This is a genomic window from Massilia agrisoli (assembly GCF_020831365.1).
Classification (GTDB): Bacteria; Pseudomonadota; Gammaproteobacteria; order Burkholderiales; family Burkholderiaceae_D; genus Telluria_A; species Telluria_A agrisoli.
Genome location: NZ_JAJHPV010000006.1, coordinates 1 through 16480 on the forward strand (window position 1 = coordinate 1; position 16480 = coordinate 16480).

General features: G+C 65.2%; 11 protein-coding genes and 2 rRNA genes. 4 read left to right on the top strand and 9 right to left on the bottom strand.

All coding sequences use genetic code 11. The features are described 5' to 3' along the window. Window positions 1-74, top strand: a 23S ribosomal RNA gene (locus LMJ30_RS04005); the annotation flags it as partial. 116 nt (window positions 75-190) lie between these two features. Continuing rightward, window positions 191-303, top strand: a 5S ribosomal RNA gene (gene rrf / locus LMJ30_RS04010). Between the two features lie 222 nt (window positions 304-525). Here the strand turns inward: rrf and LMJ30_RS04015 are convergent. The 9 genes from LMJ30_RS04015 to LMJ30_RS04065 form a co-directional block, all read right to left on the bottom strand. Beyond that, window positions 526-870, bottom strand: coding sequence for a DUF1840 domain-containing protein (locus LMJ30_RS04015; RefSeq protein WP_229431061.1), 345 nt, complete (start codon window positions 868-870; stop codon window positions 526-528). 84 nt (window positions 871-954) lie between these two features. Then, window positions 955-2202 carry an MFS transporter gene (locus tag LMJ30_RS04020; RefSeq protein ID WP_229431062.1) on the bottom strand — a complete coding sequence of 416 codons (1248 nt, stop codon included), beginning with the start codon at window positions 2200-2202 and terminating at the stop codon, window positions 955-957. A gap of 1 nt (window position 2203) precedes the next feature. Beyond that, window positions 2204-2713, bottom strand: coding sequence for a hypothetical protein (locus LMJ30_RS04025; protein WP_229431063.1), 510 nt, complete (start codon window positions 2711-2713; stop codon window positions 2204-2206). 27 nt (window positions 2714-2740) lie between these two features. Next, window positions 2741-4261 carry a YifB family Mg chelatase-like AAA ATPase gene (locus LMJ30_RS04030; RefSeq protein WP_229431064.1) on the bottom strand — a complete coding sequence of 507 codons (1521 nt, stop codon included), beginning with the start codon at window positions 4259-4261 and terminating at the stop codon, window positions 2741-2743. A 118-nt stretch (window positions 4262-4379) separates the two neighbouring features. Further along, window positions 4380-11042 (bottom strand): Ig-like domain-containing protein, encoded by a 6663-nt coding sequence (locus LMJ30_RS04035; protein ID WP_267869544.1) that lies wholly within the window; start codon window positions 11040-11042, stop codon window positions 4380-4382. A gap of 19 nt (window positions 11043-11061) precedes the next feature. Next, window positions 11062-11910 (bottom strand): sulfotransferase, encoded by an 849-nt coding sequence (locus LMJ30_RS04050; protein ID WP_229431065.1) that lies wholly within the window; start codon window positions 11908-11910, stop codon window positions 11062-11064. A gap of 11 nt (window positions 11911-11921) precedes the next feature. After that, entirely contained in the window at window positions 11922-12521 is a 600-nt protein-coding gene (cysC, locus tag LMJ30_RS04055; protein WP_229431066.1) for an adenylyl-sulfate kinase, read from the bottom strand. 143 nt (window positions 12522-12664) lie between these two features. Next, the gene (locus LMJ30_RS04060) at window positions 12665-14785 is read right to left on the bottom strand and encodes a hybrid sensor histidine kinase/response regulator (RefSeq protein WP_229431067.1); all 2121 of its coding nucleotides are present in this window, start codon (window positions 14783-14785) and stop codon (window positions 12665-12667) included. A gap of 105 nt (window positions 14786-14890) precedes the next feature. Beyond that, window positions 14891-15136 carry an accessory factor UbiK family protein gene (locus LMJ30_RS04065; RefSeq protein ID WP_229431068.1) on the bottom strand — a complete coding sequence of 82 codons (246 nt, stop codon included), beginning with the start codon at window positions 15134-15136 and terminating at the stop codon, window positions 14891-14893. Window positions 15137-15384: 248 nt separating this feature from the next. Here LMJ30_RS04065 and LMJ30_RS04070 point away from each other — a divergent pair, with 248 nt between their 5' ends. Both LMJ30_RS04070 and LMJ30_RS04075 read left to right on the top strand, forming a co-directional pair. Continuing rightward, complete coding sequence (locus tag LMJ30_RS04070; protein ID WP_267869545.1) at window positions 15385-16128, top strand: TorF family putative porin; 744 nt, start codon at window positions 15385-15387, stop codon at window positions 16126-16128. 13 nt (window positions 16129-16141) lie between these two features. After that, window positions 16142-16480 carry a P-II family nitrogen regulator gene (locus tag LMJ30_RS04075; protein WP_229431069.1) on the top strand — a complete coding sequence of 113 codons (339 nt, stop codon included), beginning with the start codon at window positions 16142-16144 and terminating at the stop codon, window positions 16478-16480.

The following is a 16480-nucleotide window of genomic DNA, read 5'->3' on the forward strand; positions in this document are numbered from 1 at the left end:
GTTGATAGGTCAGGTGTGGAAGTGCAGTAATGCATTAAGCTAACTGATACTAATTGCCCGTACGGCTTGTCCCTATAACATTAGTAGTTATAGGTCTGCAAGACTTCAAAACTGATTTTGATATAAAACTACTTCTTCCAGATTCAGAGCGCTGTTGCCCCGTTGGGAACAGTTGCTCGTACAAGTTATGCCTGATGACCATAGCAAGTCGGTCCCACCCCTTCCCATCCCGAACAGGACCGTGAAACGACTTTGCGCCGATGATAGTGCTGCAACCAGTGTGAAAGTAGGTTATCGTCAGGCTAGTTATAGTGAAAAACCCCCGGTAAGCCTTAGCGCGCTCAAGATCGCGCTAAGTGCAAACCGGGGTTTTTTTTCGTCTAAGAGATCAGCAAATCGTCGGGCGGATAAGGCAAAGCCACATCCTCCGAACGCTAGAACATACATCATCGCCACAATTTACACGTTCGGCGGATGCGGCCTTAGGTCTTATCCGCCCTACTGTTCGCGGCGATCGTGGTCGCGCTAAACGCCCCAGACTACGTCGTAGCCGCCTTTGCGCGCCTCGCGCAGCATGTCGAGCAATGGATACGCACGCGTCGCGAACGACACCACTTCCATTTCCTCATGTTCCGGGTCGTCTCCCTGCTCGCCGTGGTGGGCGTCGACATCGCGCTTGACCTGTTCGGAAGTCGGGTGCATGCGGCTTTCCGCAATTTCCTTTTCCAGGATATCAACTGCCGTGGGCGCCTCGGCGGCGGTGATGATCCCCTTGTCGCTATCTTTTTGCAGCAGGTCGAGGATACGCTTGGCGTGCTCCTTGTACATCATGACGTCGGCTGCGGCTTTTGAGTGAAATGTGATTAACATGGGAGTTTTCCGATAGTGCGGTTGATGACGAAACGATAACACGAACTGGGCCTGTGGTCACGCCGCGCACATGCGCCATGGGCCTCAATCGTGCGCTTTGGCCCGGCTGGTGACGAAATACGCGAGCGATGCCGCCTGCACTGCCACGGCGATTGCCAATGTGGCCCGGAAGGCATCAACTGCGCTCAGCCCGCTGGTCTTGAGCGCGTCCACCACCACGCCAAAACCCCATTGCGTGGCGAAAGCGCCGACAAACAGCATCAGGTTGTACGCCGAGTTGGCGCGACCCGCCAGCGCGGCGGGGAAGGACAGCGCCAGGTGCGATTGCACCAGTGTCGTCACCGGCACGCACATGGCCAGCATCAGCCACAGGAGCCAGGCGTGTTCAGACTGGTTGAGCAACATCGCTACCTGGGCCAGCACCATGCCGCTGATGCCGAAAGCGATCAGGCGATGCGCATCCACGCCACGCGCGACCAGCCTCGGTGCGGCCCAGCCCAGCGCAAGGTAGCCCGTCATCAGCAGCAGGTTCAGCATGAACAGGATCTCGCTGGCCTGCTGCTGGGTTTTGCCGAGCACTGTCGTCATCCACGGGCCGGCCCACAAGGTTTGCAACGCGACGAAGATCCCCTGGTTGAACATGCCCAGCGGGGCCATGCGGCGGAAATACGCGCTACCGAAAATGCGGCCGTAGCCGCCGTCGCCGGCCTTTGCCGCGGACGCGCCGGACGCAGCCTGTGCGAAGCGCCGCTCGACCCCGCGCAGGGAGAGGAAGATCGCCGCCGACACCAGCAATAACAGCACCGCCACGACCCAGAAAATGCCGCGCCACCCGATGAGGGGCAGGGCCAGCGTAACAGGGACAGTCGCGGTTAATGCGCCAGCGGTACCGGCGACCAGCATCCAGCTCGCAAGCTGGCTTTGCTGCTCTGGCGCGAACCACTGGCGATAGGCCGTGAACGCCGCCATCAGGCAGGCGGACACGCCGATGCCGATGAGCGCGCGTCCGATCCACAGGCCAGCCAGCGACTCGCTGGTGGCGAATACGACCGCGCCGATTGCAGCGATGATCAGTAGCGCGGATTCCGTCCGGCGCGGTCCGTATTTGTCGAGCCAGATCCCCAGCGGCAGCTGGAGCGAGCCGAAAGCGACGAAATAGGCTGAAGACAGCAGGCCCATGTCGGCATTCGACAGCGCCATTTCGTCCATCAGGGCTGGTGCGATGACAGCGTTGATCGAGCGTAGGCCATACGACAGCAGGTAGCCCAGTGCAAAGCACAGGAAAACCCGTGCGGCGAGCACGCCGCGCAAAGTGCCGGTCGTCGCGCCCACGTCAGTTGGGCTTAAACGAAGACATGAACATATCGACTTCGTCCTGCGGCACGTTCTTCTCCTTGCCCATCACGATGACCTGGTAGAAACGGGTGCCGCGCGCTTCGAAGTGGCCTACAAGGCGCATCGGCGCGCCGTTCTGCACGCCCTTCGCATCGATGTTGATGGCCGAGTCCTTTTTTTCTTCGCGGGTGACGGTGGCGCCGATGTTCCTGACCATCGCGGTACGCATCGCCGCCACCGCAGCCTGTGCCTTTGCCGCATCAGGCGCTTGTGCGCTGCCGATCGCGAACACGGTGCCGTCGATATTCGCCGCGGTCATCGTCATATCCACGACCAGGCCATCGAGATTGATGCTGCGCTTATGCGTTACCGGCTTGTCCGGGAACATCGCCTGGTACGGCGCGTCCGGGCTGTTGTAGTCGCGCCAGTTGTAAGCGGGGCTGCAGCCGGCCAGCATGAGCGCCGTCAGTACAGGAAGAACGAGGGAGGAAATGAGTGAATGTCGCATCCTGCCATGGTAGCAGAATGGCCGTCGCTACAGCTCGCGCAAGCCGCGGCGGAACTGGATCGCCTCCGCCACGTGGGCTGCGCCAACCTGCTGCTCGCCGGCCAGGTCTGCGATGGTGCGCGCCACCTTCAGCACCCGGTGGTAGGCGCGCGCCGACCAGTGAAGGCGCAGCATCGCGGTGCGGAGGATCTCGGCGCCGGGCCGATCGAGCCTGCAATGCTGGTCCACCTCGCGCGTGCTCAAGCCTTCGTTGGCTTTTCCCTGCCGCTCCAGCTGGCGTTCGAACGCGCGCAGGACGCGTTGCGCGATAACGGCGCTCGGCTCACCGTCGGCTTGCGCGGACAAGGCGGAAGGCAGCATCGCCGGCACCTCCACCTGGATATCGATCCGGTCCAGCAGCGGCCCCGAGATGCGGTCCTGGTAGCGCAGCACGGCGTCAGTCGTGCAGCGGCACTTGTTGGATGGGTGGCCAAGATAGCCGCAGGGGCAGGGATTCATCGCCGCGATCAGGTGGAAGCGGGCAGGGAAGTCGGCCTGGCGCGCTGCGCGCGAGATGGTGATCGTGCCCGACTCCAGCGGCTGTCGCAATACCTCCAGCACGCGCCGGTCAAACTCGGGCAGCTCATCGAGGAACAAGACACCGAAGTGTGCGAGCGAGACTTCACCGGGGCGCGGCACCGAACCGCCACCGACCAGGGCCACGCCAGACGTCGTGTGGTGCGGACTGCGAAATGGCCTGCGCTTCCACTGTGCCGGCGAGAAGCCGCCGGCCAGCGAGTGAACTGCGGCGCTTTCCAGCGCCTCGTCATCGCTCATCGGCGGGAGCAAGCTGGCAAAGCGCGACGCCAGCATGGTTTTGCCTGCGCCGGGCGGCCCCACCAGCAGCGCGCTATGGCGCCCCGCGGCGGCTACCTCCAAGGCGCGCTTGGCATGCAGCTGGCCCTTAACATCGGCGAAGTCCGCGTGGCCTGCCAGGGGTTCGGAGGGCGGCTGAGGATGGTGCCGCTGCAGCGAACTTTCCTCGCTGCGGGCGCTGAAGTGTGCGCATACCTCAAGCAGCGATTGCGCGGGATAAATATGCGCATTCGGCACCAGCGCGGCTTCGCCCGCGTTGGCAAGCGGAAGGATGAAGGCACGCGGCTCACCGCATGCATGGCGGTGCATCGCGAACGTCATCGCAAGGGCGCCCCGTATCGGCCGCAACTGCCCTGACAGCGACAGCTCGCCTGCATATTCGTAAAGGTCGAGGCGATCGCCGGGAATCTGCTCTGACGCGGCCAGGATGCCAAGCGCGATCGGCAGGTCGAAGCGGGCCGATTCCTTTGGCAGGTCGGCCGGCGCAAGGTTGACGGTGATGCGGCGCGAAGGAATTTCGAAGCCGGCATTCTGCAGCGCGGCACGGACGCGATCCTTGGATTCGCGCACCTCGGTATCGGGCAAACCCACGATGGTAAATGAAGGCAATCCCTTCGCGAGGTGAACTTCAACATTTACTGCAGGCGCTGCCATGCCTGCCAGCGCGCGGCTCTTTAACACGGCAAGGCTCATGATGATCCGCAGGGTGGACTCCGATGGCTGATGCTATACGCGCCACGGGTCGCGCACTTGAGTACGGCCAAAAGTGCGGGCGACAAACCCTGAAGGCTGTGTTAAACCACGGCGCGCCCTAGATCAGCCACAATCCCTGGCTGCCGAACTGCGCGTCGATCACGCTGTCGTTGCTGACCCAGCTGGCAATCAGTTCCGCCCGCGTATGACTGCCAAGATAGCTTTCCCAGGCCGCGATGCCGCCTGCGTCGCTCTCCTGCAGCCCGGTGTTGCGGTACAGGGCTTCGACCAGTTGCGTATCGCTGACGCTGCCATAGCGCGCTGCGTACTCGGGCGTGGCCATAAAGCCGAGCACCGCTGCGTTTGCGTCGCTATATTGCCCGGCCCACCACGTTATGCCGCCAAGGTCCGCGGCCCGGTCGAATAGCGTCTGGTACAACAAGCCCAGCTGCTGGAGCCCGGCGGACGTGGCCTGGGTGAACCCGAGGTCGGCTGCCGCGCCCGCAAAGACACCGTTTTCTATACCGCTCAGCGTGTCGAGGTCGCCATTGGACCGGTCGAGGACCTGGACCTGTCCGCCTTCTGTCAGCAGGAATTTGTAGCCGGTGAGCTCGCCGCCGTACACGACCGTGTCGACGCCGTCACCTCCCACCAGGACGTCATTACCCAGCCCGCCTTCGAGGAGGTCGTCGCCGCTACCGGCGAACCAGTCGGTTTCCGACGTGTTGGTGGCAACGCCGATCGCAATGCCGTCCACGGTGCCCGAGGCCGCCTTGTGCTCATCGCTCAATGCGATCGCCAGCACTACCTCGGAGCGGCTGAGTGGCGCGGCCGCGCCGCTGCCGGCCAGTTTGTCGACCCAGAAGGCGGCGCCGCCTGCGTCGGTGGCGCGGCCCAATACGTGCTGGTAGAGCTGGCTGACGAAGCCGGCATCGCTGAGCTGGTCGTAACCGGCAGCGGCCCACTCGGCCGACCTGCCGAATGCGCTGGCGATTTCGGCCATGGTCGCGTCAGAGCCGGACCAGAATTCGAGCCCGCCGAGGTCGGGCGCGCGGCCGAACACACTGCGGTACAGCAGACCGAGGTCGGCCAGGCGCTGCGCGGGCGCGTCCAGGAAACCGAGCCCGGAGGCATCATGGTTGAGTTCGGCCACGGTGACCAGTTCGCTGCTGCCCGGGGCGAACAACGCCGTCTCGTGGCGCGCGTTGATGTGGCCGGTGGCGTCGACAAAGAATTGCCATCCACCCTGGGCGCTGCGTCCGCCCTGCAGCAGGTCATGGCCGCTGCCGCCGGCCACACTGTCGTTGCCGATGCCGCCGACGACGGTGTCGTTACCCGAGCCACCGTCAAGCAGGTCGTTGCCGCCGGCGCTGCCCACAATGTCGTTTCCGCCGCCGCCATACAGCTGGTCGTCATCGGCGCCGAGGAAGATGTTCTGGGCGGCGCCGTCGCCGATGACGAAGTTTTCGCCGCTGCCGCCACGCAGGGTGGCGGCGCCGATGATCGCGGCGAAGTCCACATTGTCCAGTTGCAGGACGGCATTCGCGGGCAAGCCGCTGGCGTCGATCACCAGCGCGATGGCGGTGGCGTTCTGGGTGCCGGGAGCGGGCGTGGCCGAACTGCCGGTGATCACGATCGGCTGCCCCAGCGTCGCGCCGGGCGACACCGTGGGCACCAGGGTTTTGGTTTCCAGCACGACAGCGCTGCCGAGCGTGCCCAGGAAATCGGCGCCTTGCCCCGCCAGTTCCTGCTGCACCGCCGAGCCAGCGGCGGTCTTGTCCTCGATGCGGTTGATCAGGTCGACCAATGCCTGTGCGTTTGACAGCAAGGAGTTCGGACCTTCGGCGCGCAGGCCGGCCCCGGCCGGCAGGCTCACCACCAGGTCGACCTGTGGGCTGCCTGCTGGCGTCTCGATGCCGAGCGGAATATCGGCCAGGCCGCGGTTCGGCGTGGACGGATCGTCGCTGCGTCCCACCGGAACGAATGGGACAGTCACAATGGTGCCGACGATGCCGGTCTCGGGATCGGTGACGACGTCGCTGAACACCGGCACCCCGTCAACCGTGTCGTCCGGCACCGGGGGCGGGCGATCCACGCGTGTGTTGACCGTATAGGCGTTCGAGGAGGTGGTGGCGGCGCCGGTGTTGCCAGATGCGTCCTGCACCCCGGTATTGTTGAGTGTGATGACGTTGCCGCTGCTAGACACAGCGGCGCTCGGCGTCAGCGTTGCCACCCAGGTGACGCCGCCATCGGTCGAGCTGACCGGCGACAGGCTGCCCGAGCCCACGCTCAGGTCGTCATTGGTGAAACCGGAAACCGCTTCCGAGAACGTGATCGTGACCGTGGTCGTGGCGCCGATGCCGAGCACAGCATCGCTGACGACAATGCTGGCGCTTGGGCGAGCAGTGGCCAGCGCGTAATTGTTCGAGCTGGTGGTGCCGGTTCCGGTACTGCCGGCGGCGCTGGCGTACGCCGTGTTGTCGAGGGTGATTACGTTGCTGGTATCGTCGACGCCGTCAGTTGGCGCGAGGGTCGCGGTCCATGTCACGCCGCCGTCGGCGCTGGCCAGGTTCGACAGGGTGCCGTTGGCCACGCTGAAATCGGCAAGCCCCAGTCCGGTAACGGCCTGCGAAAAGGTGATCGTCACCGGCGAGGTTTCGCCGGCCAGCAGCGCGTTGTCGGCCACCACCACGGTGGCGCCCGGCCGCACGGTGTCCACCGTGTAATTGGCGCTGCTGGCAAGGCCAGAACCGCTGTTGCCGGACGCATCCGACAAGCCGGCCATGTTGACGCTGACGACGTTGCTGGCGTCGGCAGTGGCGGCCGACGGTGTCAGGGTGGCGGTCCAGGTGATGCCGCCGTCAAGCGAGGCCAGGCCCGACAGGCTGCCGTTCGCGACGGTGATGCTGGCGCCGGAGAAACCGCTCACCGCCTGGTCGAAGGTGATCGTCAGCAATGCGGTCTCGCCCGCCGCCAGGGCACTGTCGGACAGTGCTACCGTGGCGTCGGGCCGATCGGTGTCGATGGCGTAGTTGGCCGAATCGGATTGGCCCGTCCCGGCATTGCCGGCCGCGTTCATGACGCCCGCAGCCGACACGCTGATCACATTGCTCGCGTCGGTCAGGTCCGCCGCCGGCGTGAACACGGCGCTCCAGGTGACGCCGCCGTCGCTCGATGAAACAGGACCCAAGGCGCCGTTGGCCACCGTAATGTCGCTATTGTCGAAACCGGACACCGCCTCCGAGAAGGTAAAGGTGACAGTTGCCGTTTCCCCCGCTTTCAGCGCGTTGTCCGACAGCGCGACCGCCACCGTGGGGCGCACGGTACTGACCGTGTAGTTGGCCGAACTGGTGGTTCCGCTGCCGGTATTGCCGGCCGCGTTCGTGTAGCCGGTGTTGGTGACGCTGATGGCGTTGCTGGCGTCGGCCACGCCCGCCGATGGCGTCAGCGTCGCCGTCCAGGTCACGCCGCCGTCGGCCGTGGCGACCGTACCGAGGGTGCCATTGGCGACGGCGATGTCGGCATTGTCGAAACCGCTAACCGCTTCCGAGAACGTGAAGGTCACGTCCGTTGTCTCGCCTGCGGCCAGCGCGCTGTCGGCCAGCGCGACGGCGACAGTCGGCCGCACTGTGCTGACGCTGAAGTTGGCGGAATCGGTGGTGCCGCTGCCGGTATTGCCGGCCGCATCGGACACGCCGGTATTGGCCAGGGAGACGAGGTTGGTGGCGTCGCTCACGGCGGCGTCAGGCGTGAGCGTGCCGGTCCACGTGATGCCGCCGTCAAGCGAGCCCAGCCCAGTCACCGCGCCGTTCCCGACAACCAGGTCGGCCGTGGTGAAACCGCTCACGGCTTCCGAGAAGGTAAACGTCACCAGCGAGCTCTCACCGGCCATCAGCGCCGTGTCCGCCACCACGATCGCAGCGGTCGGCCGCGCGGTATCGATGGCGTAGTTGTTCGAGCTGGTGCTGCCAACGCCAGGGTTGCCGGCCAGGTTTTGCACGCCGCTGTTGGCCAGCGTCATCACGTTGCTGGCGTCGGTCACGCCGGCTGTCGGCGTGAAGGTCGCGGTCCAGGTGATGCCGCCGTCGGCGCTGCTGACCGCGCCGAGCGTGCCGTTGGCGACTGCCAGGTCGGCATTGTCGAAGCCCGACACGGATTCCGAGAAGGTAATGGTCACCAGCGACGTCTCGCCGACGGCAAGCGCGGTGTCGGCAACGACCACGGTGGCGGTCGGCGCGTTGGTGTCGACGGCGTAGTTGTTCGAATCGGTGGTGCCAGTGCCGGCATTGCCTGCCGCGTCGCTGACACCGGTGTTGTTCAGTGAAATAATATTGCTGGCGTCGACCGTGCTGGCCGTCGGGGTAAGGGTTGCGGTCCAGGTGACCCCGCCATCGGCGCTGCTGACCGCGCTGAGGGTGCCATTGGCAACTGTCAGGTCGCTGTTGCTAAAGCCACTCACGGCTTCGGAGAAGGTGATGGTGACGAGCGAGGTCTCGCCGGCCGACAGCGCGTTGTCAGCCACCACGATGCTTGCGGTCGGCCGCGCAGTGTCGATTGCGTAGTTGTTCGAGCCGGTGCTGGCGCTGCCGGCGTTGCCGGCCAGGTCGCTGACCGTGGCGTTGTTGAGCGTGATGACATTGCTCGTGTCGGCCACGGCCGCCGCCGGGGTCAGCGTGGCGGTCCAGGTAATGCCGCCGTCAAGCGAGTTCAAGCCAGTCAGCACGCCGTTGTCGACGGTCAGGTCGGCCGTGCTGAACCCGCTCACCGCTTCCGAGAAGGTGATGGTTACCAGCGAGGTCTCGCCGGCCTTGAGCGCGGTGTCGGCAACGACGACGGTGGCCGTGGGCCGCACCGTATCGATGGCGTAGTTGTTGGAATTGGTGGTGCCCACGCCGGGTGTGCCGCCGGTACTCGCGATGCCGGTGTTGTCGAGGGTGATGACGTTGGTCGTGTCGGTGGTGCCGGCGGCGGGCGTGAGCGTCGCGGTCCACGTGACCCCGCCATCGGCGCTCGTGACGGCGCCCAGCGTGCCGCCGGCCACCGTCAGGTCGGCATTGGTGAAACCGGTCACGGCTTCCGAGAACGTGATGGTGACCAGCGAGGTTTCGCCGATCGCCAGCGCGGCGTCGGCCACCGCAATGGATGCGGTCGGCGCCTCGACATAATTGGTGTTGATCGTACCGCCGTCGCCGTAGACATTGGCAACTGACGCGGGCGAAACGCCGGCGGTGCCGGCGCTCGTGCCGCCGATGCCGCTCCCGCCGACATTGCCCGTCATGGCTGCGAAATTGCCGGCCGTGATCAGAACCGAACCCTTGTTCCAGATGGCCCCGACACCGACACCGCCGGCGCCCCCTGCCTGGGTGTAGCCGCCTCCGGCGCCGCCGCCGCCGCCGCCGCCACCGGCGCCGGCATTGTTGGAAATGACCGAGGTGCCGATGATCTTGAGGATCGCGCCGGTATTGTTGTAAATCCCGCCCACTGCCCCGCCGCCGGCTCCGCCGATGTCGTTGTAGCCGTCGCCGCCGCCACCACCGCCAATCGAGATGGTGCCTGCATTGGCCGTACCGCCGGCGCTGCCGGTACTGTAGCCGGGGTAAGCGGCGCCGCCTGCGCCGCCGGTGCTGGTGCCTCCGCGCCCTCCGATGTTCAAGAAGCCGCCACCGGCGCCGCCCGCGCCGGTCGAACCGAGCGAGCCGCTTGCATTGAGGGTGTCGCCGCCGCGGCCGCCGATGCCGGTCCCGGTAGCGCCGCCGCCACCGCCACCGCCGCCGGCATACTGGGGCGTCACACCGCCGCCGCCGCCGCCCCCGGAGGCCGCGTTCTCGGCGACCCTGACGTTGTTAAGCGTGAGCGTGCCGGCGTTGTAAATGCCGCCTCCCATCGCGACCAGGGCGTCGTCGCCGCCGTTGCCGCCATTGCCAGCCGCCAGGCCATGGGTGATTACCAGGCCATCAAGGGTCGCGGTGGTGCCACCAGTCACGTTAATCACCCGCGACTTGTATTGTCCGTCCAGCGTCACCTCGGCAACGCCGTTGTTGTCCAGGTCCCCATCGATGCTGACGTTTTTGCCGAGCGTAAGGGCTGAGTTGAGCTGGACCGTCATCCCCGCATTGAACGTGATCGTGTCGTTCACTGCTGCCCAGTTCAGTGCTTCGCGCAGCGACAGCCCGCCGCCGTCGCTGGTGTCGGCTGCAAGGCTGGCGCCAAGCGTCGCATCGGCGCCGACGTCGAGCCCGGTGGTAACCGTCAGCGTTGCAAGGCTGTGCGCATACTGTTGCAAAGCCGCCGAATCGAACGGCGTGCCGTCCTCGACCGCGCCAGTGGCAATTTCGAGCTTCCAGTCGGTGCCGGCGCCGGTGCCGTTGCTGCTGGCCGCAATGTCCGCACCGGTCAGGTCGGCGAGGCGGGCGACAAACGCCGCGCCGGCGTCGCCGCCGGCCAGGTTGCAGGCATAGACCAGGATGTCGCCATCGGCTGCCACGCCGCGCCCGAGCGCAGCCAGTGCATCGGCCTGCGCGGCCAGGGTATCCGGGGCGAGGAAGGTGGTTCCCAGCCATAGCTGGCCTTCTGCGCCATGCGCGAGGATATGCACAGCGTCCACCCCGCCGTGCTCGCCCAGTGCCGCAGCCATCTGCGCGAGGCCATCCTCGCCGGCGCGCAGGTAGACCACTTGCGCGCCGGGCGACAGCTTTTGCAGCAGTACGTCCGAATCCTGGATGCGGCTGTCGACAAAGACGACGGCGCGCGCGGTGGCGGTGGAGGCGGAAGGCTGGGTCATGGGATTCCTTGTCAGTGCGTTACTTTGGTACTGCTGGTTCCGGTGCAGGCGGGCGGGCGGTGATCACGCCCGCCCGGCTGTTGCTTTGGTCTTGCCAGAACGATAGCTTGCTGTACTGGGCAAACAGGTCCGGCGGCAGGATCGTTTCGCGCCTCTCGATGCCGACGCGCGGGCGGACCTTGTGCAGGCCGTGCAGGCCCAGCGCCTCGTCAAACTCGGGAGCGTCGTAGTGCACCTGCTCGAAGTCATGCTCGAAAACGGGCTCGCCCAGGAACTGGTACACCAGTGGCAGCACCTGCTGCGGCGCCTGCGCCAGCAGTTCGTAGTCGACCAGCAGCAGCGAGGATGCATGGTCGCCGTAGAAGGCTTCCTTGAGCGCGGTCCACGGATAGCCCACCAGGCGGTTGCGCTGGGCCAGCGTGTCCACGCGGCTGTACACGGTGTTGCGTTCGACGTCGTCGTTAAACAGCCGGGTGATCTCGAACGGGTTGGCGCGGTAGCGCCGCTCGATGCTGTCCATCACCCACGCCACATTGCGTACGCAGGCGATCACCTTGGCGCCGGGGAACATATCCATCAGGGCGGGCATTTGCGCGCACCACATGCGGTTGGTATCGAAAACGATATCCTTGTCGGTCAGGTCCGCGTAGTAGCTGTCGAATAGCCCACGCGCCAGACGGCGGCGCTGTCCGGTGGTGACCACCGGGCCGAATTCGCTGCCTGCGCCCAACTGGTTCAGCATGTTCCTGACGAGGGCGCCGACCGGGCTGGTCATGCCCGCATGGAAGCGCGGGTTCTGCCGCAGGATCGCCGCCAGCAAGGTAGAGCCAGCGCGCGGCAGGCCGGAGATAAAGTGATATTTCTGCATTTTCCTCAGTGCTATTGAAGTTGATCGGCCCAGGCCGGCGGGGCGCGCGATCCTGCCTGCTGCGGTCCAAGGCCGGTGCAGGAGGAGAGTGCCAGTAATGCGCTGAGCGATGCGGGTACGCTGAGCATGCTGGTATCGAGCGTGAGCTCGGGTTCCGCCGGCGGTTCATACGGCGCCTGCACACCGGTCAGGCCAAGCGTCGCATCGCGGGCCGCGCGCGCGTACAAGCCTTTGGGGTCGCGGGCGGCGCAGGTTGCCAGCGGCGTGGAGAGGTAGACTTCGACGAAGCGGCCGGCGGGAAACAAGCGGCGGACCCGATCGCGATCGGCCGCGAACGGCGAGACAAACGCACAGATGACAACCAGCCCGGCGTCGAACATCAAGCGGGCGACTGCGCCGGCGCGGCGAATGTTCTCATGCCGGTCGGCGGCGGAAAAACCGAGATCGGCACAAAGTCCCTGGCGCAAATGGTCGCCGTCGAGGACGAAGGCGCGCGTGCCGCGTTGCTGCAACTCGGCAAAGAGCGCCTGCGCCAGCGTGCTCTTGCCAGCGCCGGAAAGTCCGGTCATCCAGAGGCAGTAGGGCGCGGCTTCAATAGCGGAAATTGTCATTGGACCGGCTTTGGGTACCGACCAATTGGGCGGTACAGTAGAAATGTTAAGCGGAAAATAATATAGCACGGCGGAGCGGGCTGCGGTCGCGACTGTTACATATTGAACATTCCGATCAGAAATCCTTATGTAGGGCGGCGGATTCAGTTTTGCCGCTTATCCCTCAACAGCCCAAGCACTGCCAACGGATCGACAGGCTTCACCATGTAATGGTCGAACCCGGTCCTGAGCGATTCCGCGCCGTCGCCTGCCAGTCCGTAACCGGTAATCGCCACCAGCATCGCTTTGCCCGCTTGCGGCATCTCACGCAGGCGCTGGGCAAGCTCCTTGCCGTCCATTCCCGGCAGGCCGATGTCGAGCAGGAAAGCGTCGAAGCTCTCCGTCGTTGCACGCGCCAGCGCCGCCTGCCCGCTGTGCTCCACCGCCACCAGGTGCCCGCTCGCTTCGAGGAACATCGCCAGCATCTGGGCGCCGTCCACATTGTCGTCGACAACCATCACGCGCAGCGATACGCCCGCAGCAGCCGATCCGCGCTCGGGCCACACCGGCGCCGCGGCTGCCTCTCGCTGCGCCAGCCGCGGCAGCCGCACGGTAAAGCTGCTGCCCGCATTCGCACCCGCGCTGGCCGCGGCCACGCTGCCGCCGTGCAGTTCGACCAGGCTCTTGACCAGCGCCAGGCCAAGTCCGAGCCCGCCCTGGGCGCGGTCGCTGCTGCGCTCGGCCTGGGAAAACAATTCGAATACGCTCGGAAGCAGTTCGGGCGAAATGCCGACGCCGTTGTCCGACACCTTGAGGGTGGCGTGGTCGTCTCCTGCTTCGAGCGCCACTTCAATGCGTCCATGCTCCGGCGTGTACTTGGCGGCGTTGTGCAGCAGGTTGGCCACCACCTGCACCAGGCGCTTGTAGTCGCCGCCGACTGCCACGCTGCCGGGCGCGGTCTGCACCACGCAGCGGTGCTTGCGCGCTTCCATCAGCGGCCGCACCTGTTCCATCGCATCGGCCAGGACCCGCTTGATGTCGACTTCTTCATCCTGGATGACCGCCATGCCGCTGGTGACGCGCGAGACGTCCAGCAGGTCGTCCACCAGGCCGGTCATATGGCCGACCTGGCGTGCGATCAGCGCACCGGTGCTGCGCACCCGCTCCGTGTCGAGCGTCCCGAGCTTAAGCAGTTCCGCCGCGGAGCTGATCGGCGCGAGCGGGTTGCGCAGCTCGTGCGCCAGCATCGCCAGGAACTGGTCCTTGCGGCGGTCCGCCTGCACCAGCGCGAGTTCCGCGCGCGCCCGTTCGACCGCATTCCACATGCGGTGGGCCACGTCCTCCACCAGTTCGATCTCGTCGGGCCGCCACCTGCGCGGCTTGCTGTCATTGACGATCAGGCAGCTGATGGTCGAACCCGCGCGCTGATGCGGCACCGCGATCGCCGCCCGGATGCCGAGCGCGTAAAAGGCCGGGAATATGTCCCCGGTGCTGGTGCGCAGGTCGTTCGCCATGTCATCGCAGACCCAGGTGTCGCCCTGTTCGACCGTCTTGAAATTCCTGGTGCCGAAGCTGGCGGCGGGAAAGGTGCCGACCAGCGCGACCGCGGGCGCGAACGTGTAGTTCGAATGGAGGGTCACCAGCTGCGCATCGCAGTCGTAATCGCCCGACAGTACACGGCTTGCATCGAGGTGCGTCCCCAGCAGCTCGGCGGTGGTGGCCAGGATCTGGGCCGGGTCGGTGTGCGTGCGAAGCGCGTCGGACAGGCGCAACTGAAAGGCCTGGCGCCGTTCGAGCCGGGTGCGCGCCGTGGTGTCGCGGATTACGCAGAAGGCGCCAGCGACAGTGCCGGATGCATCCCGGATCGGCGAATACGACAGCGTGAAGGTGCTTGGCTCATCGCGCCCGTCACGGCGGATCATGCGCGGCACATCCTCGCCAATGGTGGCCTGGCCGCCGAAGGTCGACTCGATCAGCGGGCGTACCTGTGGCCACAGTTCCGGCCAGACTTGCGGAAGTGGCGCTCCCAGTGCGGCGGGGTGCTTTTTGTCGAGCAGGTAGACGTAGGCGTCGTTGTACAGGAAGGTCAGTTCCTCGCCCCACGCTACGAACATCGGAAAGCGCGAGTCGAGCATCAGCGCGACGGTGTTCCGCAGCGCCGCCGGCCAGCTGTCCGGATTCCCGACTGCTGTGCGCGACCAGTCAGTGGCGCTGAACGCCTGCCGTTGCGGATCGTTGCCTTGAAACAGGTCGTACGGGGGAGGCGGGGCGTTGGTACTGTCCATAGGTGCGTGCTCGAGGTCGCTGCCGGAGTGGCAGGCTGAGCACGATAGCACACACGATGGAACGCGAAAGGCGCGGCGCAACGAAGCGCGCCGCGGATACAACAGTTACGGTTTGGCGTCGATGCCCGCTTCCAGTTCAGCAATGCGCTTTTCCAGCGCGTCGAGCTTGGCGCGGGTTTTGGCCAGCACCTGGGCCTGGATGTCGAATTCCTCGCGGGTGACCAGGTCAAGCTTGGAGAAGCCCTGGGTCATCATGGCCTTCACATTCTTCTCGATGTCCTTGGCGGGCGAACTTTCGATGGCCTGGTTGATCTTGCCTTGCAAGTCGGTGAAGAAACTATTCATGTCCATCTGATTTCCTGGTGTGAGGGCGATGCACCAATGGGGTGCGCGCGGGTCTTAATCTGGTGCGGTGCGGCGGGCGTCGCCGGGTACACGGCTGTGAATACATCGTAAATAAGTTCGAAAGGCAGGAAAAACAAGCCCTTGCCTGCCGAAATGCGGGCTGGCATGACTCCTGCTAAGACATACCTGACCCCCGGTCATCCGAGATTGTAATCCGCAACCGCACCATACGTTCAAATCCAAGGGAACCGCCCATGAATAACCTGAAATTGAAGCTGTCTTTCGCCGCCGCGCTGTGCGTGGCTGCGGCAACGTCGGGCGCACCAGCCGCGATGGCGCAAACCACCGATGGCGAGCTGACTTTCAACGCCGCGCTGACCTCCGACTACCGCTACCGCGGCCTGTCGCAGACGCGCCTGAAGCCGGCACTGCAGGGCGGCGCCGATTACGTGCACAAGCCAAGCGGCTTCTACGTCGGCACCTGGCTGTCGACCATCAAGTGGACCAAGGACCTGGGCGGCGACGGCGACATCGAGTGGGATATCTACGCGGGCAAGCGCGGCGACCTGGCCGAGGGGATCAGTTACGACATCGGCGGCCTCGGCTACGTATACCCGTCCAACGGCCTGAACCCGAGCGCCAACACCTTCGAGCTGTACGGCCAGGTCGGCATGGGCCCGGCTTACATCAAGTATTCGCACTCGACGACCAACCTGTTCGGCACCGCCGACAGCAAGAACAGCGGCTACCTCGACATCGGCGCCAACGTCGAGCTGTCCGGGGGGCTGGTGGTGAACCTGCACGCGGGCCGCCAGCGCGTGGCCAACAACAGCGCGTTCAGCTACAACGACTACAAGATCGGCCTGTCCAAGGACATGGGCTTCGCGACCGTGGCGCTGGCCGTCGTGAAGGCCGACACCAAGGCCTACTTCAGCCCTGTGAACGGCAAGGACCTGGCCAAGACCGGCGCGGTGCTGTCGATTGCAAAGACTTTCTAATAGCGAGGCAACCATGAAAATGATCACGGCCATTATCAAGCCCTTCAAGCTCGACGAAGTGCGCGAAGCGCTTTCCGAGATCAATGTGCAAGGCATCACGGTGACCGAAGTGAAAGGCTTCGGCCGCCAGAAGGGCCACACCGAGCTGTACCGCGGCGCAGAGTACATCGTCGATTTCCTGCCAAAGACCAAGATCGAAATCGCGGTCGACGACGCCATCGTCGAGCAGGTGATCGAAACAATTGAAACCGCCGCGCGTACCGGCAAGATCGGCGACGGCAAGATCTTTGTCGCCAACCTGGAGCAGGTGGTGCGTATCCGTACCGGCGAAACCGGCAACGAAGCACTCTGA